Genomic DNA, 22,279 nt, shown 5'->3' on the forward strand with positions numbered 1-22,279 from the left:
TTTTCCTCAGGCTGCCTGCACAGCCGGTGCACGATGGCGGGCATAAAGGAATTCCAGAATCTGCTGGCGGCAGTGGTTGTAGTCAGGATTGGCTGCCAGGGCGAGCCGGTTGCGCGGGCGCGGCAGATTCACATCCAGCACTTCGCCGATCGTAGCCGCAGGCCCGTTGGTCATCATCACCACGCGGTCGGAAAGCAGCACGGCCTCGTCCACATCATGGGTGATCATAATCACGGTATTGTTCAGCTTGGCCTGCAATTCCATCACGGTATCTTGCAGCGTGGCACGGGTCAGGGCATCCAGCGCGCCAAACGGCTCGTCGAGCAGCAGCACCTTGGGTTCCATCGCCAGCGCACGGGCAATGCCGACACGCTGCTTCATGCCGCCGGAAATTTCCTGCGGGCGTTTTTCAAGAGCATGATCCATGCCAACCAGGGCCAGGTTATGCCGGGTCCAGGCATCGCGCTCGGCGGCGCTTTTGCTTTTGCTATGCACCTTGTCCACCGCCAGCCGCACATTGCCGTAGACCGTAAGCCAGGGCAGCAACGAATGGTTCTGAAACACCACGGCGCGATCCGGGCCGGGATCGTTCACTTCCTTGCCTTGCAGCAGCACGCCGCCGCGCGTAGCCCGCAGCAGGCCGGCCACGATATTCAGCAAGGTGGATTTGCCGCAGCCGGAATGGCCGATCAGGGCAACAAATTCACCTTGCCTGATTTGCAGGTTGATCTCGCGCAGAGCCACAAAAGTGCCATTGGCGCCGTTGAAGCTCATGCCAACATCATCGATGGAGAGATAGGCAGTCATGGGGCTTGCTCCTGTAAAAGGTCGGTCAACGATTGGCCGGCAGCCGGCGTGGCGTGGTGGATGTGGCTTCGGCAGCCTGGCGCTGCGCGCCGGGCACTTGCGGCCGGGCGGAAGAGACATAGCTGCCGTCAAAGAACAGGTCCGGCCCCATCGGGATCGGCGCGCTGGCCTGCGCCAGCAGCCAGGGGCCGGCATGCAGACCCTCGGGCTTGCGGTCGATCAGCGGGAAGGGTTTGTCGAGCGCAGCGGCGGCCTCGCGATACAGATCGGTGCGATAGACCTGATCGGCCAAAGCGGCAATATCGGTGCCTGGATCGATCAGTTTCCAGCGCCGCATTTCGCTGAGATACCATTCCGCCTGGCTGCGCCACGGGAAATTCGCGGTGTAGCGGCTGAAGACATGGAAATCAGGCATGTGCTCCGGATTGGCATCCAGGCCGTAGCGCACTATGCCAAGCATGCCGAGCCGGATCGCTTCGGCGGCATGGCTGCCGACATATTCAGGCCGCGCCATGATCTCAACGCCTTCCAGGCGATTCTCCGGCTTGTCGAGCCATTCGCCGGCTTCGATCAGGGCCATCAGCATGGCCTTGTGCACCACCGGATTGCGCTCGACCCAATCACGGTTGGCGCCGACCACCTTTTCCATCCGGTTATTCCAGATTTCGTAGCCCGAAATCAGGATACGGCCAACGCCGCGCAACACGGCGAGTGAATTCCATGGATCGCCGACGCAGAAGCCGTCAATCTCGCCGGCAGCGAGGCGGTCCGTCATTTGCGGCGGCGGCACCACCACCAGATTGACATCACGGTCCGGATCAATGCCGGCTGCGGCAAGCCAGTAGCGCAGCTGAATCTGGTGTGACGAATAGGGCCATACGGTGGCGAAAGTGAGCGGCGGCTTGCCGGCCTTGCGATCCTGGTTGATCAGGCGGCGCAGCACATTGGCGCTTTCGGCGCGGGAATACTGCAAGGCCGGCTCAGCGCTGACCAGCCGGTCCCATAATGCCGCAGAAATGGTGACGGCATTGCCGTTCAGCGCCAGCACAAAGCTGGTGATCTGCGGCTTTTTCCAGCCGCCGGCGCCAAGCGTGGCGGCCAGTGGCATCGGCGCCAGCATATGCGCCGCATCCAAGGCGCCCAAAGCCACCTTGTCGCGGATATTGGCCCAGGAGGGTTCTCGTTGCAGTTCAACCTTCAGGCCATGCTGGGTGAAGAAGCCTTTTTCCTGAGCAACAAACAGCGCCGCGCTATCAGACAACGCAATGAAACCGATCCGAAGCGGCATGGGAGCCGCCGCATTGGCGGCCCCCACTCGCTTTGCCTTTTTCTGACGCGGCGCCATCTTCAGGGCCTTACTGCTGGGCGTAGCCGCCAACGCGGCTGCCGATATAACCAATCATACGATCCAGCATGAAGCCGACCAGGCCGACATAGATCAGCGCCAGGATGATCTCGCTGATCAGCGACGAGTTCCACGCATCCCAGATGAAGAAGCCGATACCAACACCGCCGATCAGCATTTCGGCTGCGACGATGGCGAGCCAGGACAAGCCGATGCCGATCTTGAGACCGGTGAACATGAACGGCACCGTGGCCGGCAGCATCACCTTGAAGAAGAACTCAAAGCCATTGAGCCGCAGTACGCGGGCGACATTGCGATAATCCTGTGGGATATTGCGGATGCCCACCGCGGTATTGAGGATGATCGGCCATATGGCCGTGATGGTGATGACAAAAATCGCCGAAGGATCAGCATTGCGGAATGCCGCCAGCGACAGCGGCAACCAGGCCAGCGGCGGCACCGTGCGCAACACCTGGAAAATCGGATCAAGGCCACGGAAGGCCAGCGTTGATTGCCCGATCAGTACGCCAAGGCCGATGCCGATGATGGCAGCCAGCGAGAAGCCGATGGCAACGCGCTTGAGGCTTGAGGCAAGATGCCAGAACAGGCCCTTGTCGAGATTGCCCTTGTCAAAGAACGGATCGCTGATCAGCATCCAGGTTTCCTCGACGACGCGGCTTGGCGGCGGCAAGGTGGCATCTGGCGCCATGCAGGCGATTTCCCAGATGCCAAGCAGCAAGGCCAGGAACAGCAGTGGCGGCAGCACACGTTCCGCCACATGCTTGACGCCTGCCGCTATTTTCGGCAACAGCGTGACGCGCCAGTCGCGGCCCTCATAAGTGAGGGCCGCCTTGTCGATTGCTTCCATTTTCATGCTCATGCCCTTTCTGGCTCATGCGACGCGGCTGATGGAAAGGCTCTTGAGATAGGCCATCGGATCGGCCGGATCGAACACCTTGCCGTCGAAGAAGGTTTCCTTGCCACGCGAAGTGGATTTCGGCATGTCGGCCTCTGAAACCCCCAGGCCCTTGGCCGCTTCGCGCCACAGATCCTCGCGGTTCACTGCCTTGATCAGCGCCTTGGTGTCGAGATCGGTGGGCAGATAACCCCAGCGCATGTCTTCGGTGAGGAACCAGAGTTCGTGGCTCTGGAATGGATAGGAGGCATGATCGCGCCAGAATTTCATCATCAGCGGGCTTTCGGTACCCACCGTGGCCTTGCGGCCACCATCGCCATAATCAATCACGCCCTTGGCACGATCCAGGATGTCTGGCACCGGCACCTTGAACCAGTCGCGGCCACCGACGATCTTGCACATCTCGTCCTTGTTCTCCATCTTGTCGCACCACATCTGGGCTTCCTGCGTTGCCATCAGGATGGCCTTGGCGGCCTTCGGATTGGCATCCACCCAATCGGCACGCAGGCCGAGCGACTTCTCGGGATGGTCGTTCCACAACTCGCCGGTCATAAGTGCAGTGAAGCCGATCTTCTGGTGGATGAGCTGCAAGTTCCATGGCTCGCAGACGCAGAAGGCTTCCATGGCATTCACCTTCATGTTGGCCACCATCTGCGGCGGCGGCACAACAATGGTGGCAATGTCCTTGTCGGGATCAATGCCGGCAGCAGACATCCAGTAGCGGATCCAAAGGTCATGCGTGCCGCCCGGGAAAGTCATTGCGGCCTTGAGATCTTTGCCTTCTGCTTTGCCTTTCTTAAAGGCGGCAGCCAGGGCCTTGGCATCCTTGGTCACCCCCATATCGGCATAGCTGCGCGACACCGAGATGCCCTGGCCGTTCAGATTCAGGCGGGCAAGAATATACATCGGCACCTTGACGTTGTTCTTCGTCACCTTGCCGCTTGAAATCAGATAGGGCATCGGGGTGAGAATATGTGCGCCGGTGATGCCGCCACCGGCTTCGCCCAATTCAATATTGTCGCGCGTGGCACCCCAGGAAGCCTGCTTTTCGATGCTCATATCAGGCAGGCCGTATTTGGCGAAAATGCCCTTCTCCTTGGCGATAATCAGCGGTGAAGCATCAGTGAGAGCGATATAGCCAAGCCGCGCGCCCTTCACTTCCGGCCCCGCACCTTGCGCAAAGGCACCAGCCGGCAGCGCCAGCTTGGCGGAAGCGAGCAAGGCGGCTACGCCTGCGCTGCCCTTGATCACCTGACGCCGATTCAAGCCCTTGCTTACCAGACCCTTCTTGCTGCTGATCTCACGCATATGCTTCACGCCTCCTGCTGGTTGTCGGATACCGCCGGTCCCCCTGCGGCAACAAAAAAGGCGCCCTCCGATGCCGCATCGAACCCCAAAAGGGGCCGAGCCACATCGCAGGACGCCATTGTCCGTATCTATGTCCACTGCGCCGTTGCAGCAGACTGTCGCTGGTTACTAAGCAGAAAACGTGCCAAAAGCTGGATTTGTAATTTTTATTGATTTACCAGGGAAATTTGGCGAACCACTCGACCAGGGATTTCCTGCTGCACTGCACACAAAACAGGCGAAGCCTGCCCGCACGCTGAGCAAAGCGGCAATTCACTTCTTCAGCAGGTCGGCAAAGGCAAGCAGGGTTTCGGCCACATCAACCAGCTTCTGCTGCCGGTCCATGGCCAGTCTACGCAAGGCGGCGTAAGCCTCGTCTTCGGTCAGTTTTTTCTCGCGCATCAGCATGCCTTTGGCGCGCTCGATCAGCTTGCGCTCATTCAGCGTGGCCTTGGTTTTTTTCAGCTCGTCGCGCAGCGCCTGGAATTCGCGGAAGCGGGCAATCGCCACATCCAGGATCGGCTTCACCCGCTTCACATTCAGGCCGTCGATAATATAAGCCGAAACCCCGGCCTGCATGGCCTGCTCGATCATGCCGACATCGGATTGATCGACAAACATCACAATCGGGCGCGGTTGGTCGTCGTTGATCTGCCGCATGCTTTCGATGGTGTCGCGGCTGGGTGAATCCATGTCGACGATAACAATATCCGGGCCGATTTCGGCCACCCGGCGGGCGCTCAATTCACGCGGCGCCAGGCGTGCCACCAGTTCATAACCCTGCGCCCGCAACGCCTCGTTCAACACGGCGGCGCGTTCAGGATTCTCGTCGATCAACAGGATACGCAAGCCACTCACAATGCTTCACCCAGGCCTCAATTGCATGCCAGTACTAGCAATTCGCATACCAAAGCGGCAAAGTTGCCCATATGTGGCGTTAATTTGCGCTAACGGCTTGAATACCTTGAGAGGGAATATTGTGGCACTGGGCCTGATCTATGTGGATGCCGATGCCTGCCCGGTGAAGGCGGAAATCTACAAGGTGGCGGAACGCCATGCCATGCGGGTGCAGGTGGTGGCCAACAGCTTCATCCAGACGCCGCGGGCGGACTGGATCGCCCTCACCCAGGTGGGCGATGCGCTGGATGCCGCCGATGACTGGATCGCCGAACGCGCCGGCCCGGCCGATATTGTGATCACCGCCGATATCCCGCTGGCCGGCCGCTGCGTCAAGACCGGGGCCATTGTGCTGGCGCCAAACGGCCGGCTGTTTGATGAAAACAGCATCGGCCTGGCCCTGGCAACCCGCAACCTGATGACCGACCTGCGCGCGGCCGGCGAGCAGACACGCGGCCCCAAACCCTTCACGCCGCGTGACCGCTCGACCTTTCTGTCGGCGCTGCACGAGGCTATCCTGCGCCTGAAACGGAGAGTATCGCCATGATGAAAGCTGTTCCGGTGCCGCTGGCGAAAATCTATGTGCCGGCCAAATTCAAAGGCACGCTCGACCAGGCCAAGGTGGAAGCCCTGGCGGATGATATTGTCGAGAAGGGCTTGCAGATGCCGATCCAGGTGCGCGCCGACAAGGAGCGTTATGTGCTGGTGGCCGGGCTGCACCGGCTGGAAGCCTTCCGCTATCTCGGCGAGGCCAATATCCCGGCGCTGCTTGTGGCGGCGCGCAAGTTCTAATTCAGTGGCGCCCACCCAGGATCAGATCAGGCAGAGCCAGTGAAAACGCCGGCACATAAGTGACCAGCAGCAGGGCGGCAATCAGCGCGCCATAAAATGGCCAGATCGTGCGCATGACATAGCCGATGCTGACGCCGCCGATGGCGCAGCCGACAAACTGCGTGGTGCCGATCGGCGGAGTGTTGAGGCCCAGCGCACAATTGATCAGCATCAGCATGCCGAACTGCACCGGGCTCATGCCGTATTGCACGCAGATCGGCAGGAAAATCGGCGTGCAGATCAGGATGGTGGCGGCCATGTCAAGAAATGTGCCGAGCACAAACAGGATGACATTGACCAGCAGGAAGATCATCCACGGCGAATTGGTGATGCTGCCCAATGCGCGGCCGGTCAGGTCGGCCACTTCATACAGGCTGATGAGATAGCCGAAAGTGTTCGACACGCCGATCAGCAGCAGCACAACGCCGGTGGTTTTCACCGCCTTGGCCGCCGCCTTCACCAATTGCGCCCAGGTCAGCGAACGATACAGCAGCGTGGCGAGCAGGATGGCATACAGCACCGCAATGGCGGCGGATTCCGTGGCGGTGAAAACGCCGGTGAGGATGCCGGCCAGGATGATGACAATGATGAACAAGCCCGGTATCGCCGCCGCCGCCGAGCGCGCCACGGCCGGCCAGCCGGGGAACGCCCCGGCGCCATAGCCGCGCCGGATCGCCACCAGATAGGCTGCCGCCAGCATACATAGTGTCAGCAGGGCGGCGGGGACCAGCCCGGCCAGGATCAGCGCGGCGATGGACACTTTGCCGCCGGCCGCCAGCGAATAGATGATCATGTTGTGGCTGGTGGGCATCAAGGCGCCAACCAGCGAAGCATGGGTGGTGACATTCACCGCGTAATCGGCGTCATACCCCTCGCGCTTCATCATCGGGATCATCACCGCGCCCATCGCCGACACATCGGCCACCGGCGAGCCGGAAACACCGCCAAACAACGTACAGGCCACCACGTTGGACATGCCGAGGCCGCCCCGGATATGGCCGATCATGTCCTTGGCAAAGCGCACGATACGATCAGCCACGCCGCCATAAAGCATCAATTCACCGGCGAAGATGAAAAACGGAATCGCCAGGAACGAGAAGATATTCATGCCCGCGGCCATGCGCTGAAACACCACCGCCAGCGGCAGGCCTTCATAGAGAATGGTGGCTACCGCCGAAAGCCCGATGGCAAAGGCCACCGGCACACCAAGAATGAGCAGGCCGAAAAAGCTGGCGGCCAGAATGGTCAATGCCATGAGGGACGCACCTTCTCGCCAGCCATAAGCGCCAGAATATGTTCGATGGAAAACAGCACGATCAGCGCGCCGGCCAGGCTGAGCGAAACATGGTTGATACCTTCCGGCAGGCCGAGGGTCGGAATCTTGTAACCCATCACCGATTCCGCCAGCAGCCCGGCATGCCAGGCCATGGTGGCACCGAAGGCCGCCACCAGCAAGTGGATCAGCCCCTCCACCCAGCGCCGCCAGGGTGCAGGCAGCAGCAGGCCGACCAGTGATTCAAGCCCGATATGGCCGGCATCGCGCACGCCCACGGCGGCACCGAACATGGTGACATACAGCACCAGCACCAGGGCCAGGCTTTCGGCCCAGGTCGGCGTGTCATTCAGCACATAGCGGCCGAATACCTGCAAGGCCACCACGGCAACGATGGCCAGCAGCCCAGCCACCGCTATAATCATGCAGCAGCGTGCAATCGCAGCGTTGAGCGGCCCGAGGAAACGCAGCACAGCCATGTCCGGCGCGAACCGGCTCAATCAATTGCCTGGATGCGCTTGACCAAGTCCTGCAATTTCGGCGTACCGGCGAATTTGGCATAGACCGGCTGCATCGCAGTGGCGAAAGCCTTCTTGTCCACATCGGCCAGAATCTTGGCGCCGCCACCAGTGACGGTCTTCTCCGCCGCTGCTTCGCGGTCATCCCATAATTTACGCATCACCGGCACGGAATCCTTCGCCGCCTGGCGGATGATGGCCTGTTCCGCCACCGGCAGGCCATCCCAGATCCGTTTGGAAAACACCAGCAATTCCGGCGCCATCGAATGTTCGGTGACGCTGTACATCTGTGCCACTTCGTAATGCCGCGACGATTCGTAGGATGGCCAGTTATTTTCGGCGCCGTCCACCACGCCGGTCCTCAGCGCGGTATAAACCTCGGCATAGGGCAGCGGCGTGGCATTGGCGCCCAGCGCCTGCATCATCGCCACCCACATATCGGATTGCTGCACGCGGATTTTCATGCCCTTCATGTCATCCACGGTCTTGATCGGCTTCTTGGTGGTGTAGAAGCTGCGCGAGCCGCTGTCGTAGAAGGCCAGGCCGATGAAGCCCTGCGGCTCCAGCGATTTCAGGATTTCCTCGCCCACCGCGCCATCCAGAACCTTGCGCATATGCGCCTTGGATTTGAACACAAAGGGCAAGGCCGGCACGATGGTTTCCGGCACGATGTTGTTGAAGGGCGAGATATTCACCCGCACCATGTCGAGCGCGCCGATTTTGGTCTGCTCGATCGTGTCTTTTTCCGAACCGAGCACACTCTGGCCGAACACCTTCACGCTATGCTTGTTGGTGGTGCGCTCGGCGATCAGCTTGCCCATGTGCATCACTGCCTGCACGGTGGGATAATCCGCCGGATGCACATCGGCCGAGCGGAATTCCTTGGCCGCCGCTGGCAAGGCTGTTGCCGCCACCAGCGCAGCAATCCCGATAAAGCCTGCATTGACCACAGAGCTGCCCATCTTACCCTCCCGTTTGAGCGCGCCTTGTTGCGGCGCTTGCACCACTCATCATACAACTGACCGGCCGATATGAGTCAATCCGAAATCTGAAAGACTGATTTATGTACATTTTTCGGTATAAATTACACACCACCTATATGATGCCTTTACACTCAAACCACACTTATCATACAAGATAAGGACAAATTCGGAGACCAGTACGGTGGCCCTACGCCGACGCGAAACCCTGACCTCGCAATTGATCCGCAGCCTCTCGGCCCGGATTGAACAGGGCGGCCTGAAGCCGGGTGACAAGCTGCCCAGCGAGCAGGAACTGATCGAGGAATTCGGCGTCAGCCGCACCGTGGTGCGCGAGGCTATTTCATCGCTGCGCGCCGCCGGCCTGGTGGCGACGCAGCAGGGGGTTGGCGCCTTTGTGCAGAGCAATGCCCTCACGCCCTCCTTCCGCATTGATGAAGCCAATCTTGATCTGCTGAAGGAAGTGATCGGCGTGCTGGAATTGCGCATCGCACTGGAGGCCGAGGCCTGCGCGCTGGCGGCGCAAAGGCGGCAGGAAAATCATCTGGCCGCGATGCGGCTGGCGCTGGATCGTATGGAAGCCGCCATCGATGCTGAAGAGGATGCCGTGGCGCCCGATCTGGATTTCCATCGCAGCATTGCCGAGGCCACCGGCAATGTGCATTTCAGCCATCTGTTCAGCTATCTCGGCGCGTTGATGATCCCGCGCACCCGATTGCAGACCTTCCGCTTCTTCGCCGACGACCGGCTGGAATATCTGCGCCGGGTCAACCGCGAGCATGAGGACATCTACCAGGCCATCCAGCGCCATGACAGCGATGCGGCGCGCTCGGCGATGCGGCTGCATCTCAGCAACAGCCGCGAGCGCGTGCGCCGCGCGATGGAAACTTGAAGCCAGCGGCGAAAGCGGCGCATGCTGCGGCGGGAAAACATACAAAACAACGGGGGAAACGATAGATGAAGCGGGTATTGCTCACCGGTGCCAGCGGCGGCATCGGCACCAGACTGCGCCAGATGCTGAAACCGCTTTATCCCGAACTGATCCTGAGCGATCTGAAACCACCGGCCGATCTGGGCGCGGATGAAACTTTCCTGCCCGCCGACCTCGCCGATGCCGCAGCAGTGGAGCAAATCTGCCAGGACGTGGACGGCATCGTGCATCTGGGCGGCTATTCGGTGGAAGGGCCGTGGGAAACCATCCTGCAAGCCAATATAATCGGCTGTCACAACCTGTTTGAAGCGGCCCGGCGCCAGGGCGTGCGCCGGGTGGTTTTTGCCTCGTCCAACCATGTGATGGGCTTCCATCCGCGCCACAGCAAGATCGGTGTGGAAGCTGTGCCGCTGCCCGATACACGCTATGGCCTGTCCAAATTATTCGGTGAAGGGCTGGGCGCGCTTTATGCCCACAAGCATGGCCTGGGCGTGCTCAGCATCCGCATCGGCAATTTTGGCGACAAGCCGATTGATGCGCGCCGGCTGGCGATCTGGCTCAAGCCTGCCGATCTGGTGCAGCTCATTCGCCTGGGCCTGGAAAAACCCGATCTGGTTTATGAAGTGGTTTACGGCATGTCAGACAACCAGCGCGCCTGGTGGGATAACAGTCATGCGCTGGCGCTTGGCTATCGCCCTGAAGGCCGCTCCGAGGATTTTGCCGCAGACGCCCTTGCAGCGCAGAAGCTGTTGCCGCCCGATGCCATCGGCGATTATTTCCAGGGCGGCAGCCCGTTTTGCAGCCAGGAATTTGACGGCGATTTTGAGCGGCTGAAAAAATGAAGCTTGCCAAGCTTGAAGCCATCACGCTGAAAATCCCGTTTGACGACCTCTATGACGGGCCGCGCGCCAAGCGGCGTGGCTGGACCGAATTCGATACCCTGCTGGTGCGGGTGGAGGATGCCGAGGGTAATGTCGGCTGGGGCGAGGCCTTTGCCTATAGCTGTGCTGGCGCGGTGCGGGCGGCTTTGCTGGATATGGTGGCGCCGCTTGTGCTGGGCCGCGAGATACAGGACATCCCGACGCTGAACCGCGAATTGCAGCTGGCACTGCATATCTGGGGCCGCTATGGCATCACCATCTTTGCCCTATCCGGCCTGGATATTGCGCTATGGGATTTGCAGGCCAAACGCGCCGGCCTCAGCCTGGCACGGCATCTTGGCGGCAGAAACCGCGAACAGGTGCCGGCCTATGCCTCGCTGGTGCGCTATGCCGGCGCGGCGCAAATCACCACAATGATCCAGCGCGCCAGGACCGAGGGTTACACCGATATCAAGCTGCATGAGATTGACCCGCTGGTGATCGAAGCGGCCCGCGCTGCCGGGCCTGACCTGCGCCTGACCGTGGACGTGAATTGCGCCTGGAGCCTTGGCGAGGCCGAGACATTGCTGGCCCGGCTGCGGCCGCTCAACCTGCATTGGGTGGAAGAGCCGATCTTTCCGCCGGAGGATTATGACACGCATCAGGCGCTGGCGCGTTTCGGCGTGCCGCTGGCAGCAGGCGAGAATGCCTGCACGGCATTTGAATTCCGCCGCCTGATCCCCGCCCTGGCCTATCCGCAGCCCAGCGTGACCAAAATCGGCGGCATCAGCGAATTTCTCGCCACGCTTGATTTGGCGGAAGCCGCCGGAAAAAGCGCCATGCCGCATTCACCCTATTTCGGCCCGGGCTATTGGGCCACATTGCAACTGGCGGCAAACCGGCCCAGCATCGGCCTGTTTGAATTCCTTTATGTGCAGCCGGCAGCCTGGCTGGCGCCGGATATTCCGCTGCCGCGGCAAGGCCAGATCCAGATCCCGGACAGGCCCGGCATCGGCTTCACGCCAAACCCCGCCATCCTCGAACAGTATCGTGTGAACTGACATGAGCTATACCCGCATCCTCACCGGCCCCAAACCCAAGCTGGCCATGCCGCAAGGCGCCACCGACACGCATATCCATTTCTATGACAGCCGCTATGCGGCTTTGCCCAATACGCCAACGCCGCCCGATGCCTCGGTGGCCGATTATGCCCAGGTGATGGATTGGCTGGGTATTCAGCGTGTGGTGGTGGTGCAGCCGAATGCCTATGGTGATGATAACCGGCTGACCATGGATAGTGTGGCGCAGCTGAATGCCATGCCCGGGATACAGGCGCGTGCGGTGGCCGTGGTGAAGCCGGCGGTGAGCGACGCGGAACTGGCGCGCTTGACCGAAGCCGGCGCGCGCGGCCTGCGCATCATGGCCCTGCTTGGCGGCACGCTGGGGCTGGATATGGCCGAGACAATGGCAGCCCGGGTGGCGCCTTTCGGCTGGCATCTGTTGCTGCAACTGGATGGCCGCGACCTGCACCAGCATGCTGCGATGATCCGCCGCCTGCCCTGCAAGGTGGTGATCGATCATATCGGCAAATTCCTGGAGCCGGTGCCACCTGAACATGAAGGTTTCCGCGCGCTGCTCGATCTGCTGGCCGGCGGCAACGTGTGGGTGAAGCTGTCAGCCGCCTATGAAACCTCGAAGACCGGCGCGCCCCACTATGAGGATGTCAGCATCTTGGCGCGCGCTCTGGTGCGGGCGGCGCCCGAGCGCATGATCTGGGCCAGCAACTTCCCCCATGCCCAGGCAGCCAAATTCGGCTACCCGGATGATGCGGCCATGCTCGACCTGCTGCTCGATTGGGCGCCAAACGAAGCCGACCGGCACAAAATCCTGGTCGACAACCCAAGTGCACTCTACGATTTCGCTTGAGCAACAATCAGCGTGTAGCGCGCGCAGTCAGGCCGCAGCAGAGATAACCGGCGCCGCCAAGCAGCCGCGCCATATGGTCTGCCGTCAGGGCGACTCCGCCCAGCTCTACGCCGCCGAGATAGCTGTGGCGGGCCAGCTCGGCCAAAGCCAGCAGCAGCAGGGCCAGCAACAGCCAGCGCGCCGGGGCCGGGCGGTGGCGCATACCGATCAATACCGCCAGCAACAACACGCCCAGCACAATCAGCGGCATCGGCAGATTGAACAGCGGCAGCCTTTCCGCCGCCACCGCGATCAGCAATGCAATGCCGATAGCTGTGAGCAAGGGGGTGCGCTTGTGGCCGGGCGGCAGGATCAGGCCCAGCAACGCGCCCAGCGCCAGCGCCAGGCCACCCAGCGTGAGGCTATGAAAGCGCAGAGCCGGGGCAAAGCCGGCGATTCCCGGCAAACCCAGCGCCTCGCCCAGCTCGGCAGCGGCCAGGGCCGCCGGCAAGCCGCAGCCAATGCCCCAGAACAATGCCGCGGGCAGCGGGCTGCCAGCAGCCAGGGCAAAGCCCGCCGCCGGCGCCAGGAAACCCAGGCATAAAACGATTAGGCCCATATCGGGCAAGGAAAATTCGGCCATGGCGGCACTATGCCGGTTGCTGCCCCGGCTCGGCAAGCCCGCGTCTTGGCTAGGGGTTTTTCTAAAGCCCGCCCTTTCAAACGGCGCGGCGTTTCACATGGGGTTGACGGAGGGGGGCCAGGGGGCTATAACGCGCGCCTCTGATTTCGCCGCAAGGCATAATCCAAGCAACTGGAATACCCTATCCATGGCTCAGCATAAGTCTGCGGAGAAGCGCGCCCGCCAAACCATCAAGCGCACTGAAGTCAACCGCTCGCGTCGCACCAAGGTGCGTGGCGCGGTGAAGCAGGTTGAACTGGCGATTGCCAGCGGCGACAAGACCGCTGCCGCCGCCGCCTTCAAGCTGGCGCAGCCGGCGCTCGACAAGAGCGTCACCAAGGGCGTGGTCAAGAAGGGCACCGCCTCGCGCAAGCTGTCACGCCTGAACGCCGCCATCAAGACGATGGCTTGATCTTCACCGCCGGCTCTGGCCGGCGCGTGCAGATATAAAGTTTCCGACATCGCCACGCCCAGCCGGTGCGTGGCGATGTTTTTTTGTGCGCCTGCGATGGCAACGTGACTCAAGCGGCTGGCGATACTGTTCAAAGGAACGAGAGCAACGTCAATTTGCTGGCGATTACGACTCGTTGAAACACGATGTTCCCGCCTTCTTCCACTGATCGGCAACTAATCCGCTTGCGTGAAAACAACACGCTGTGCTGAATGCAAAACAGGCCACAAGTTCCATTCCTGCAACACGGAAAAAATATTTTGGAGAGTCATCATCTGTCCGCTTGCACCGCTTCGGCGTTTTTGCCTTTAATGCACCGCTGCCTCGCGATGGATGCGGATGCGACATGACGCGGCGACGGGAGCGGACTTTAGTGTTTTCAAGGTATTTTTTTCGTTTCCCAACGGAAGAAGCCACACGAAAAACATAAGGCCGCTCTGGTCGGATAGACGACATGGGCGGATGCACCGGCCAAGTATTGTAGTGCAGAGTTGGTCGAGTGGTGCGGGTTTTGAGTTGATGAATAAGGCGGCGCCGGCAGCGCGTTACGCACGAGAAAAACGAGTTAAACAAATCACGTGGCGCGAGGTTGGGGATGCAGGCAGCAAGGTCTGAAGTTGATAGCTATGCGGGTGATGTTTCACCGAGTGAAGCCTGGACCAAGCTACAGAGCGATCCGGCCGCTCTCCTGATAGATGTTCGAACCAAGCCGGAATGGGGCTTTGTCGGCACTGCCGATCTGAGCGCCGTTTCCAAGTCTCCTCTTTTGATTTCGTGGCAAGTGTATCCTGAGATGACTGTTAATCCGCAATTCGCTGACGAACTGCGCGCCAAGGGCGCTGCGCCCGGTCAGCCGCTGTTTTTCCTGTGCCGTTCCGGGGCGCGTTCGCGCGCCGCTGCCATCGCCATGACGGCAGCGGGCCTTGGCCCCTGCTACAATATCGCAGGCGGCTTCGAGGGCGACATGGACGGCGCCAAGCAGCGCGGTCGCGTCAATGGCTGGAAGGCCGCCGGCCTCGCCTGGTCGCAGAGCTGAGGCCGCATCATGGTGAAGTCTTTGCAGCCACAGCCCAAATCCGTCTCCACCAAGGCCGCCGCTCCGCTGGATGGCAGCTTGAGCGAGATCAACGCCATCAGCCCGGCCGAGGAAGCCGCCGCCCAGCTTGACCCGCAATGGCAGCGCGTGCGCGGCCGCCTGCGGGTTGCCTTTGGCGAAGCCGCGTTCAATTCCTGGCTCAAGCCGTTGGCACTGGCCAAGAATTCGCTGGGTGACGGCGACGTGCATCTTTCGGTGCCGACCCGCTTCATGCGCGACTGGGTGGCCAATCATTACAGCGAACGGCTGCGCGAGATCTGGCGCCTGGAAAATCCCGATGTGCGCCGGGTGCTGATCCATGTGCGCGTTGCCGCCACCACGCAAGGCGCTGCTGCCAGCCAGCAGGCTGGCGCCAAGCCGATGGCGGTGCGCCCTGCCCAATCCGCTGCCGTGGCTGAAACGGCCGAGCCGCGCAATCAGCAGGCTGAGATGCGCCGCCCCGCCGAAGCGATGCCGGCCGAACGCAGCGCCGCCATCCTGCCGGCACGCGACATGGATGATGTGGAGCGCGAACTTTCCGCGCCGCTTGATCCGCGCTTCACCTTCGAGAGTTTCATCACCGGCAAGTCCAACGAACTGGCCCGCGCCGCCGCCTTGCGCGTCGCCGAAAGCCCGCAGGTGGCCTATAACCCGCTTTTCCTCTATGGCGGCGTCGGCCTGGGCAAAACCCATCTGATGCATGCCATCGGCTGGCATATCCGCCAGCGCTTTCCGGAGCGTCGGGTTGTCTACCTGTCGGCCGAAAAGTTCATGTACCAGTTCATCCGCGCCCTGCGTTTCAAGGACACGATGGCGTTCAAGGAGCAGTTCCGCTCGGTGGACGTGCTGATGATCGACGACATCCAGTTCATCGCCGGCAAGGAAAGCACGCAGGAAGAATTCTTCCACACCTTCAATGCGCTGTGTGATCAGAACCGCCAGATCATCGTTTCGGGCGACCGCTCGCCCTCCGACCTGGAAGGCATCGAGGAGCGCATGCGTTCGCGCCTCGGCTGGGGCCTGGTGGTGGATATTCACCCGACCGATTTTGAATTGCGGCTTTCGATCCTACAGGCCAAGGCCGAGCGCAGCGGCCTGCGTGGCATCCCGGTCGAAGTGCTGGATTTCCTCGCCCGCCGCATCACCTCGAATATCCGTGAGCTGGAAGGCGCGCTGAACCGCATCTCGGCCTATTCCAGCCTGGTTGGCCGCCCGATCACCATTGCCTCGGCGCAGGAAGTGCTGTCTGACCTGCTGCGCGCCAATGACCGCAAGGTGACAATCGAGGAAATCCAGAAGCGCGTGGCTGAGCATTTCTCGATCCGCTTTGCCGACATGCATTCGCCGCGCCGCGCCCGCGCCGTGGCCCGGCCGCGCCAGGTGGCGATGTATCTGGCCAAGCAACTGACCTCGCGCAGTCTGCCCGAGATCGGGCGCAAATTCGGCGGCCGCGACCACACCACGGTGATGCATGCCGTGCGCAAGATCGAGGAGTTGCGCGAGATCGACAGCGCCTTTGCCGAGGATATCGACTTGCTGCGCCGCAAACTGGAAAGCTGACGCAAAAGATATTCTTTACAATTCAATGACTTAAAAGGGTTGCCGGGTTATCCCCAGCAACCCTTTTTTGCGTTGCGTTTCAATAGCTTCGCCGGGGTTGCTTTGCTATACTGTACTGACTCGGCGGAGCCACTGTCGGGCAAGGCAACATTCCCGGTTTTCAGCCATGAAACTCACCATCGAGCGTGCCGTCCTGTTGAGCGCCCTGAGCCATGTGCAAAGTGTGGTGGAGCGCCGCAACACGATCCCGATCCTCTCCAATGTCTTGCTGGAGACCGAGGGCGAGAAGCTGGCGCTGACCGCGACCGACCTTGATATTGCGGTGGTTGAGAAGCTGGCCGCCAAGGTGAGCAAGCCGGGCGCCACCACAGTGGCCGCGCACACCTTCTACGACATCGTGCGCAAGCTGCCCGATGGCGCCGAGGTGGAGCTGACCTACTCGCCCAACGACCAGCGCCTGGAACTGCGCGCAGGCCGCTCCAGCTTCAAGCTGTCCTGCCTGCCGAAGGAAGACTTTCCGGTGATGGCGGCGGGCGAATTGCCCAACAGCTTCCCGCTGCCGGCCGAGCAATTGCGCCGCCTGGTGGACAAGACCCGCTTCGCCATCTCCACCGAGGAGACGCGCTATTACCTGAACGGCATCTATCTGCATGCTGCCGCCTCGGCCGGCGTGCCGATGCTGCGCGCCGTGGCCACCGATGGCCATCGCCTGGCCCGCGTCGAAACCCCGCTGCCGGCCGGCGCTTCCGGCATGCCGGGCGTAATCGTGCCGCGCAAGACCGTGACCGAACTGCGCAAGCTGCTGGATGGCGCCTCGGCCGATGTGCGCATCGAATTGAGCGACACCAAAATCCGCTTTGCCTTTGGCGATCTGGTGCTGGTGTCGAAGCTGATCGACGGTTCCTTCCCGGAATATGAGCGCGTTATCCCGCGCGACAATGACAAGGTGATGGAAGTGGACAGCAAGGCCTTCTCGGCCGCCGTTGACCGCGTTGCCACCATCTCGACCGAAAAGAGCCGCGCGGTGAAGCTGACGCTGAAGCCGGAAGGCCTGGAGCTTTCGGCCACCAGCCCGGACCAGGGTTCGGCCACCGAGCAACTCACCATCGCCTACAGCGCGGCGCCCATCGAGGTGGGCTATAATTCGCGCTACCTGCTCGATATTGCCAGCCAGATTGAGGGTGAGAATGCCCGCTTCCTGCTGGCCGATGCACTGGCGCCGACCATCGTGCGCGACCCGGCCGACGATGGCGCGCTCTATGTGCTGATGCCGATGCGCGTGTGATGGGCAGCAGCGCCGCGGCATTGGCGGAGCAGCTAGACCGGCAGTCCACAAGCCTCGGCTCCGCCGCCCGAAGCGATCCGCTGCCGGGCAGTGATATGTCTGGCTGCACTATCTCCGCGCTGACGTTGCGTGACTTCCGCAACTATCCGACGCTCAATCTGTGCCCAGCCGCCCGTGCGGTGGTGCTGACCGGCCCGAATGGCGCCGGCAAAACCAATATCCTGGAAGCCCTGTCCTTCCTCAGCCCGGGTCGTGGCCTGCGCCGCGCCCGCCTGGCTGAAGCGACACGCCAGCATGCGCCCGAAGCACGCTGGGCGGTGCATGCCGAACTGATCAGCAATGTCGGCCCGATCAGCATCGGCACCGGCCTGATGCCAGACAGCGAAGCCGATGCCGGCGAACGGCGCCAGGTGCGGCTGAATGGCGAAGCCGTGAGCAGCGCCAATGCCCTGGCGGAATATCTCGACATCGTATGGCTGACGCCGCAGATGGATCGCCTGTTTGTGGATGGCCTCTCCACCCGGCGTCGCTTCATGGACCGCCTGGTTTTTGGCCTGGATAGTGGCCATGCCCGCCGTGTCGCCGCCTATGAAAAGGCGATGCGCGAACGCAATCGGCTGTTGAAGGCCGGCGCTGCGGATACCGGCTGGCTGGTGGCGCTGGAAGGCCAGATGGCCGAACATGGTGTGGCGGTGGCCGCCGCACGCCGCGATGGCTTGGCCCTGGTGGAAGCCGGCATGGCGCTGAGCGAGGCTTCCGGCGCCGCAGCCTTTCCAAGCGCCCGGCTGGAGGCACGCGGCCTGGTGGAAGCCTGGCTGGCGGAAATGCCGGCCCTGGCTGCCGAGGAGAAGCTGCGCCGGCTGTTGCACGAGCGCCGCTTCATCGACCGCGATGCCGGCGCTGCCACCGAAGGGCCGCATCGCAGCGATTTTGCGGTGTGGCACAGTGCCAAGCAGCAGGCCGCCGAACATTGCTCCACCGGCGAGCAGAAAGCGCTGCTGATCGCCATCACCCTGGCCAATGCCCGGCTGATCCGCGAACGCAAGAATTTTGCCCCGCTGCTGCTGCTGGATGAGGTTTCGGCCCATCTCGACAGCCAGCGGCGCAACGCATTGTATGACGAAATCCTGGCGCTTGGCGGCCAGGCCTGGCTCACCGGCACCGATGCCGAACTGTTTGCCGGGCTGGCCGATGCAGGCGCCTTCTATGCGGTGGCCGAAGGCGCGCTTGCGCCCTGTCCGGCGCCAAAACGAGGGTAAGACCATGAGTGAAGAACAATCCCGCAAGGACGAATTGGCCCGCAGGGATGAAGCCGCGCGCAACGGCGAAGGCTATGATTCCTCTGCCATCAAGGTGCTGAAAGGCCTGGATGCGGTGCGCAAGCGCCCCGGCATGTATATCGGCGACACCGATGACGGTTCCGGCCTGCATCACATGGTTTATGAGGTGGTGGATAACGCCATCGATGAATCACTGGCCGGTTATTGCGACCAGGTGACCGTGCTGCTGAATCCCGATGGCTCCTGCACCGTGCGCGACAACGGGCGCGGCATCCCGGTGGATATCCATCCCGAGGAAGGCGTTTCGGCGGCAGAAGTCATCATGACCCAGCTGCATGCCGGCGGTAAATTCGACCAGAATTCCTACAAGGTTTCCGGCGGCCTGCATGGTGTGGGCGTTTCGGTGGTGAATGCCTTGTCCAGCACGCTGGAATTGCGCATCTGGCGCGCCGGCAAGGCTTATTTCATGCGCTTCCGCCATGGCGATGCCGAGGCGCCGCTGGCCGTGGTGGGCGAGGCCGAGGGCAAGCGCGGCACCGAAGTGACCTTCCTGCCTTCGACCGAAACCTTCACCAAGACCGAGTTTGATTTTGCCACGCTGGAGCGCCGCCTGCGCGAACTGGCCTTCCTCAATAGCGGCGTCCGCATCGTGTTGCAGGATCTGCGCGGCGTGGAACCGAAAAGCGTGGAACTGATGTATGAAGGCGGCGTTGAAGCCTTCGTCGCTTATCTGGATCGCAACAAGACACCAATGCACAAGCCGCCGGTGACCATCCGCGGCGAGCGCGACGGCATCGGCATCGAAGTTTCGCTGCAATGGAATGACGGCTATCACGAGGCCGTGCTGTGCTTCACCAACAACATTCCGCAACGCGATGGCGGCACCCATCTTGCCGGCTTCCGCGGCGCGCTGACCCGCTGCATCAACAAATATGCGGAAGAAAGCGGCATCCTGAAGAAGGAAAAGGTGACACTTTCCGGCGAGGATAGCCGCGAGGGTTTGACCTGCGTGCTGAGCGTGAAGGTGCCGGACCCAAAATTCTCGTCGCAGACCAAGGACAAACTGGTTTCCTCGGAAGTGCGCCCGGCGGTGGAAAACCTGGTCAACGAACAGCTTTCCGCCTGGCTGGAAGAACATCCGGCCGTAGCCCGCACCATTGTTGGCAAGGTGGTGGAAGCCGCCGCCGCCCGCGAAGCGGCGCGCAAGGCGCGTGAACTGACCCGCCGCAAGGGCGCACTGGATGTTTCCTCGCTGCCCGGCAAGCTGGCCGATTGCCAGGAACGCGATCCGGCAAAATCCGAATTATTCCTGGTTGAGGGCGACAGCGCCGGCGGCTCGGCCAAACAGGGCCGCAACCGCGCCAATCAGGCCGTGTTGCCATTGCGCGGCAAGATTCTGAATGTTGAACGCGCCCGCTTCGACAAGATGCTCGGCTCGGCCGAAATCGGCACCCTGATCACCGCGCTCGGCACCAGCATCGGGCATGACGATTTTGATGCCGGCAAGCTGCGCTATCACAAGATCATCATCATGACCGACGCCGATGTGGACGGCGCGCATATCCGCACCCTGCTGCTCACCTTCTTCTTCCGCCAGATGCGGCCGCTGATCGATGCCGGGCATCTCTATATTGCCCAGCCGCCGCTCTACAAGGTGAAGCGCGGCCAGTCGGAACGCTACCTCAAGGATGAAGCCGCGCTGGAAAACTACCTGATCGGCGAAGGCCTGGAAGCCGCCGTGCTGCATCTGCATGATGGCAGCCAGCGCGCCGGCGCCGATCTGCGGCGCCTGGTGGACCAGGCGCGCCAGGCCCGCGCCATGCTGGAATCGGTTGGCAAACGCTATAATGCCTGGCTGGTGGAACAGGCCGCCATCCTGGGCATGCTGCGTAATGATGTGCTTGATGATGCCGCCAAGTCGGTGCCGGCGGCGGAATCCCTGGCACTGCGGCTGAATGCGCTGGCTTCCGATCTGGAAAAGGGCTGGGAATGCCTGGCGCCGGGCGATGGCACCCTGGTGGCGCGGCGCTCATTGCGCGGCTATACCGAAAACCACCTGCTCGATGCGCCGCTGTTCCGCTCGGCCGAGGCACGCAAGCTCAACGAACTGGCCGATGAATTGCAGGCCGCCTATCTGGTGCCGGCCCAGCTCAAGCGCAAGGACGAAGTGCATCCGGTGCGCGGGCCATCCGAATTGCTCAATGCCGTGATGGCAACCGGCCGGCGTGGCCTGACCATGCAGCGCTACAAGGGGCTGGGTGAAATGAACCCGGATCAGCTCTGGGAAACCACGCTGGACCCGAATGCGCGCAGCCTGCTGCAAGTCAAGGTCAACCACGCCGAGGATGCCGACAACATCTTCGAGACGCTGATGGGCGATGTGGTGGAGCCGCGCCGCGACTTCATCCAGTCCAACGCCCTGAGCGTCGCCAACCTGGATATTTGAGCCATCGGGTGTTCGCAGCCAGCGGTGAGCATGCAATACAGCCACCACATCACTGCCGGCCGCGCCACCCTCGCCGCCGCTGTTACTGGCGCAGGCAGCCCGGTGGTGTTCCTGCATGCGGCGGTCTGTGACAGCCGCATGTGGCAGCAGCAATGGCGGGCCGTTGCCGAGGATCATACGGCCATCGCCTATGATCGCCGGGGCTTTGGCGCCACCCACGCCGAGCGGCAGGATCATTCTGCTGTCGCTGATCTGCTGACGGTGCTCGACATTGTGGCAGGCGGCGAACCGGCGATCCTGGTTGCCTGCTCGCAGGGCGGCCGGGTTGCGCTTGATGCGGCCCTGCTGCATCCGGATCGGGTCTGTGGCCTGTTCCTGATCTCGCCATCCGTGGCGGCCGCCCCCGAACCGAGTTACACGCCAGACATTGCCGCAATGCTGGCGCAACAGCGACAGGCCGAGGCGGCCGGTGATCTGGACCAGCTGAATGCGGTGAAAGCCCGGCTCTGGCTGGATGGCCCGTTGCAACCCGAGAATCGGGTAACGGGGGAGAAGCGGGCGTTATTCCTGGAAATGAACGGCGCTGCGCTGCGCTTGCCGCCTTGCGGGGCGAATATCGACAATGTGTCCGCCTACCAGCGCATCGGCGAGATAACATCTCCGACGCTGATAGTCTGCGGCAGCTTTGACTTTCCGCATATCCAGGAGCGTTGCCGCCACATCGCCGGGATGATGCCGAATGCGGCCTTCCAGCCCCTGCCCGGCACCGCGCATCTGCCCAGCCTGGAACAGCCGGCCATTATCACAGGCCTGCTGCTATCATTCCTGCAAAACCCGGGCGAAACAATTCAGCCTGGCCGGATGCCCTGAGCTCCGCCCCCGGCCTTGCG

At 61.9% G+C, this 22,279-nt stretch carries 22 protein-coding genes; 13 read left to right on the forward strand and 9 right to left on the reverse strand.

Annotated features, from left to right (window positions below):
• Positions 1-6: 6 nt before the first annotated feature.
• The 5 genes from KBB36_RS09990 to KBB36_RS10010 all read right to left on the reverse strand — a co-directional run bounded on the left by KBB36_RS09990 (position 7) and on the right by KBB36_RS10010 (position 5,273).
• A complete protein-coding gene (locus tag KBB36_RS09990) occupies positions 7-807 on the reverse strand; it encodes an ABC transporter ATP-binding protein (RefSeq protein WP_290979608.1) in 801 nt (266 codons plus the stop codon).
• Positions 808-832: 25 nt separating this feature from the next.
• Positions 833-2,095 (reverse strand): CmpA/NrtA family ABC transporter substrate-binding protein, encoded by a 1,263-nt coding sequence (locus KBB36_RS09995; RefSeq protein ID WP_290979611.1) that lies wholly within the window; start codon positions 2,093-2,095, stop codon positions 833-835.
• Positions 2,096-2,162: 67 nt separating this feature from the next.
• Positions 2,163-3,032, reverse strand: a complete 870-nt coding sequence (gene ntrB / locus KBB36_RS10000) for a nitrate ABC transporter permease (protein ID WP_290979614.1) — start codon at positions 3,030-3,032, stop codon at positions 2,163-2,165.
• A gap of 12 nt (positions 3,033-3,044) precedes the next feature.
• Complete coding sequence (locus tag KBB36_RS10005; RefSeq protein ID WP_290979617.1) at positions 3,045-4,376, reverse strand: CmpA/NrtA family ABC transporter substrate-binding protein; 1,332 nt, start codon at positions 4,374-4,376, stop codon at positions 3,045-3,047.
• Positions 4,377-4,688: 312 nt separating this feature from the next.
• Entirely contained in the window at positions 4,689-5,273 is a 585-nt protein-coding gene (locus KBB36_RS10010) for an ANTAR domain-containing protein (protein WP_290979619.1), read from the reverse strand.
• Positions 5,274-5,400: 127 nt separating this feature from the next.
• On the opposite strand from KBB36_RS10010, the gene KBB36_RS10015 reads away from it, so the two are divergent.
• Complete coding sequence (locus tag KBB36_RS10015; RefSeq protein ID WP_290979778.1) at positions 5,401-5,859, forward strand: YaiI/YqxD family protein; 459 nt, start codon at positions 5,401-5,403, stop codon at positions 5,857-5,859.
• A complete protein-coding gene (locus KBB36_RS10020) occupies positions 5,856-6,104 on the forward strand; it encodes a ParB N-terminal domain-containing protein (RefSeq protein ID WP_290979622.1) in 249 nt (82 codons plus the stop codon). Before KBB36_RS10015 ends, KBB36_RS10020 begins: the two co-directional genes overlap by 4 nt.
• 1 nt (position 6,105) lies before the next feature.
• Here the strand turns inward: KBB36_RS10020 and KBB36_RS10025 are convergent, their stop codons facing one another.
• Genes KBB36_RS10025 through KBB36_RS10035 form a run of 3 tightly spaced genes read right to left on the reverse strand, consistent with a single transcriptional unit; the run spans position 6,106 to position 8,896 of the window.
• Complete coding sequence (locus KBB36_RS10025) at positions 6,106-7,398, reverse strand: TRAP transporter large permease (RefSeq protein ID WP_290979626.1); 1,293 nt, start codon at positions 7,396-7,398, stop codon at positions 6,106-6,108.
• The gene (locus KBB36_RS10030) at positions 7,389-7,916 is read right to left on the reverse strand and encodes a TRAP transporter small permease (RefSeq protein WP_290979629.1); all 528 of its coding nucleotides are present in this window, start codon (positions 7,914-7,916) and stop codon (positions 7,389-7,391) included. Before KBB36_RS10030 ends, KBB36_RS10025 begins: the two co-directional genes overlap by 10 nt.
• Positions 7,913-8,896 carry a TRAP transporter substrate-binding protein gene (locus tag KBB36_RS10035; protein ID WP_290979632.1) on the reverse strand — a complete coding sequence of 328 codons (984 nt, stop codon included), beginning with the start codon at positions 8,894-8,896 and terminating at the stop codon, positions 7,913-7,915. Before KBB36_RS10035 ends, KBB36_RS10030 begins: the two co-directional genes overlap by 4 nt.
• Before the next feature lie 202 nt (positions 8,897-9,098).
• Between KBB36_RS10035 and KBB36_RS10040 the strand changes: the two genes are divergently transcribed.
• From KBB36_RS10040 to KBB36_RS10055, 4 genes are all read left to right on the forward strand, one after another.
• Positions 9,099-9,806 carry a FadR/GntR family transcriptional regulator gene (locus tag KBB36_RS10040; RefSeq protein WP_290979635.1) on the forward strand — a complete coding sequence of 236 codons (708 nt, stop codon included), beginning with the start codon at positions 9,099-9,101 and terminating at the stop codon, positions 9,804-9,806.
• Between the two features lie 65 nt (positions 9,807-9,871).
• Positions 9,872-10,687 (forward strand): NAD(P)-dependent oxidoreductase, encoded by an 816-nt coding sequence (locus tag KBB36_RS10045; protein WP_290979638.1) that lies wholly within the window; start codon positions 9,872-9,874, stop codon positions 10,685-10,687.
• On the forward strand, positions 10,684-11,766 hold the full coding sequence (locus KBB36_RS10050; protein WP_290979642.1) for a mandelate racemase/muconate lactonizing enzyme family protein: 1,083 nt from the start codon (positions 10,684-10,686) through the stop codon (positions 11,764-11,766). Before KBB36_RS10045 ends, KBB36_RS10050 begins: the two co-directional genes overlap by 4 nt.
• A gap of 1 nt (position 11,767) precedes the next feature.
• Complete coding sequence (locus KBB36_RS10055; protein WP_290979645.1) at positions 11,768-12,631, forward strand: amidohydrolase family protein; 864 nt, start codon at positions 11,768-11,770, stop codon at positions 12,629-12,631.
• 7 nt (positions 12,632-12,638) lie between these two features.
• On the opposite strand, the gene KBB36_RS10060 is transcribed toward KBB36_RS10055, so the two are convergent.
• Complete coding sequence (locus tag KBB36_RS10060; protein ID WP_290979648.1) at positions 12,639-13,253, reverse strand: hypothetical protein; 615 nt, start codon at positions 13,251-13,253, stop codon at positions 12,639-12,641.
• Between the two features lie 187 nt (positions 13,254-13,440).
• Here KBB36_RS10060 and rpsT point away from each other — a divergent pair, with 187 nt between their 5' ends.
• The 7 genes from rpsT (at position 13,441) to KBB36_RS10095 (ending at position 22,259) form a co-directional block, all read left to right on the forward strand.
• Positions 13,441-13,704 (forward strand): 30S ribosomal protein S20, encoded by a 264-nt coding sequence (gene rpsT, locus KBB36_RS10065; RefSeq protein WP_290979651.1) that lies wholly within the window; start codon positions 13,441-13,443, stop codon positions 13,702-13,704.
• Positions 13,705-14,338: 634 nt separating this feature from the next.
• Positions 14,339-14,779 (forward strand): rhodanese-like domain-containing protein, encoded by a 441-nt coding sequence (locus KBB36_RS10070; RefSeq protein ID WP_290979654.1) that lies wholly within the window; start codon positions 14,339-14,341, stop codon positions 14,777-14,779.
• A 9-nt stretch (positions 14,780-14,788) separates the two neighbouring features.
• On the forward strand, positions 14,789-16,378 hold the full coding sequence (dnaA, locus tag KBB36_RS10075; RefSeq protein ID WP_290979657.1) for a chromosomal replication initiator protein DnaA: 1,590 nt from the start codon (positions 14,789-14,791) through the stop codon (positions 16,376-16,378).
• Positions 16,379-16,544: 166 nt separating this feature from the next.
• A complete protein-coding gene (dnaN, locus tag KBB36_RS10080) occupies positions 16,545-17,663 on the forward strand; it encodes a DNA polymerase III subunit beta (RefSeq protein WP_290979660.1) in 1,119 nt (372 codons plus the stop codon).
• A 95-nt stretch (positions 17,664-17,758) separates the two neighbouring features.
• Complete coding sequence (recF, locus tag KBB36_RS10085; RefSeq protein ID WP_290979663.1) at positions 17,759-18,922, forward strand: DNA replication/repair protein RecF; 1,164 nt, start codon at positions 17,759-17,761, stop codon at positions 18,920-18,922.
• Positions 18,923-18,926: 4 nt separating this feature from the next.
• Complete coding sequence (gene gyrB, locus KBB36_RS10090) at positions 18,927-21,389, forward strand: DNA topoisomerase (ATP-hydrolyzing) subunit B (RefSeq protein WP_290979666.1); 2,463 nt, start codon at positions 18,927-18,929, stop codon at positions 21,387-21,389.
• Between the two features lie 30 nt (positions 21,390-21,419).
• The gene (locus KBB36_RS10095) at positions 21,420-22,259 is read left to right on the forward strand and encodes an alpha/beta hydrolase (protein WP_290979781.1); all 840 of its coding nucleotides are present in this window, start codon (positions 21,420-21,422) and stop codon (positions 22,257-22,259) included.
• Positions 22,260-22,279: the final 20 nt, after the last annotated feature.

The organism is Ferrovibrio sp., from assembly GCF_017994015.1.
Lineage (GTDB): Bacteria > Pseudomonadota > Alphaproteobacteria > Ferrovibrionales > Ferrovibrionaceae > Ferrovibrio.

Bases quoted from the DNA above. Each gene is read 5' to 3' on its own strand.
- dnaN (WP_290979660.1), top strand. From the start codon at position 16,545: ATGAAACTCACCATCGAGCGTGCCGTCCTGTTGAGCGCCCTGAGCCAT.
- rpsT (WP_290979651.1), top strand. From the start codon at position 13,441: ATGGCTCAGCATAAGTCTGCGGAGAAGCGCGCCCGCCAAACCATCAAG.
- recF (WP_290979663.1), top strand. From the start codon at position 17,759: ATGTCTGGCTGCACTATCTCCGCGCTGACGTTGCGTGACTTCCGCAAC.
- KBB36_RS09995 (WP_290979611.1), bottom strand. From the start codon at position 2,095: ATGCCGCTTCGGATCGGTTTCATTGCGTTGTCTGATAGCGCGGCGCTG.
- ntrB (WP_290979614.1), bottom strand. From the start codon at position 3,032: ATGAGCATGAAAATGGAAGCAATCGACAAGGCGGCCCTCACTTATGAG.
- KBB36_RS09990 (WP_290979608.1), bottom strand. From the start codon at position 807: ATGACTGCCTATCTCTCCATCGATGATGTTGGCATGAGCTTCAACGGC.
- KBB36_RS10095 (WP_290979781.1), top strand. From the start codon at position 21,420: ATGCAATACAGCCACCACATCACTGCCGGCCGCGCCACCCTCGCCGCC.
- KBB36_RS10055 (WP_290979645.1), top strand. From the start codon at position 11,768: ATGAGCTATACCCGCATCCTCACCGGCCCCAAACCCAAGCTGGCCATG.
- KBB36_RS10025 (WP_290979626.1), bottom strand. From the start codon at position 7,398: ATGGCATTGACCATTCTGGCCGCCAGCTTTTTCGGCCTGCTCATTCTT.
- KBB36_RS10045 (WP_290979638.1), top strand. From the start codon at position 9,872: ATGAAGCGGGTATTGCTCACCGGTGCCAGCGGCGGCATCGGCACCAGA.
- gyrB (WP_290979666.1), top strand. From the start codon at position 18,927: ATGAGTGAAGAACAATCCCGCAAGGACGAATTGGCCCGCAGGGATGAA.
- KBB36_RS10005 (WP_290979617.1), bottom strand. From the start codon at position 4,376: ATGCGTGAGATCAGCAGCAAGAAGGGTCTGGTAAGCAAGGGCTTGAAT.
- KBB36_RS10035 (WP_290979632.1), bottom strand. From the start codon at position 8,896: ATGGGCAGCTCTGTGGTCAATGCAGGCTTTATCGGGATTGCTGCGCTG.
- dnaA (WP_290979657.1), top strand. From the start codon at position 14,789: ATGGTGAAGTCTTTGCAGCCACAGCCCAAATCCGTCTCCACCAAGGCC.
- KBB36_RS10060 (WP_290979648.1), bottom strand. From the start codon at position 13,253: ATGGCCGAATTTTCCTTGCCCGATATGGGCCTAATCGTTTTATGCCTG.
- KBB36_RS10050 (WP_290979642.1), top strand. From the start codon at position 10,684: ATGAAGCTTGCCAAGCTTGAAGCCATCACGCTGAAAATCCCGTTTGAC.
- KBB36_RS10020 (WP_290979622.1), top strand. From the start codon at position 5,856: ATGATGAAAGCTGTTCCGGTGCCGCTGGCGAAAATCTATGTGCCGGCC.
- KBB36_RS10070 (WP_290979654.1), top strand. From the start codon at position 14,339: ATGCAGGCAGCAAGGTCTGAAGTTGATAGCTATGCGGGTGATGTTTCA.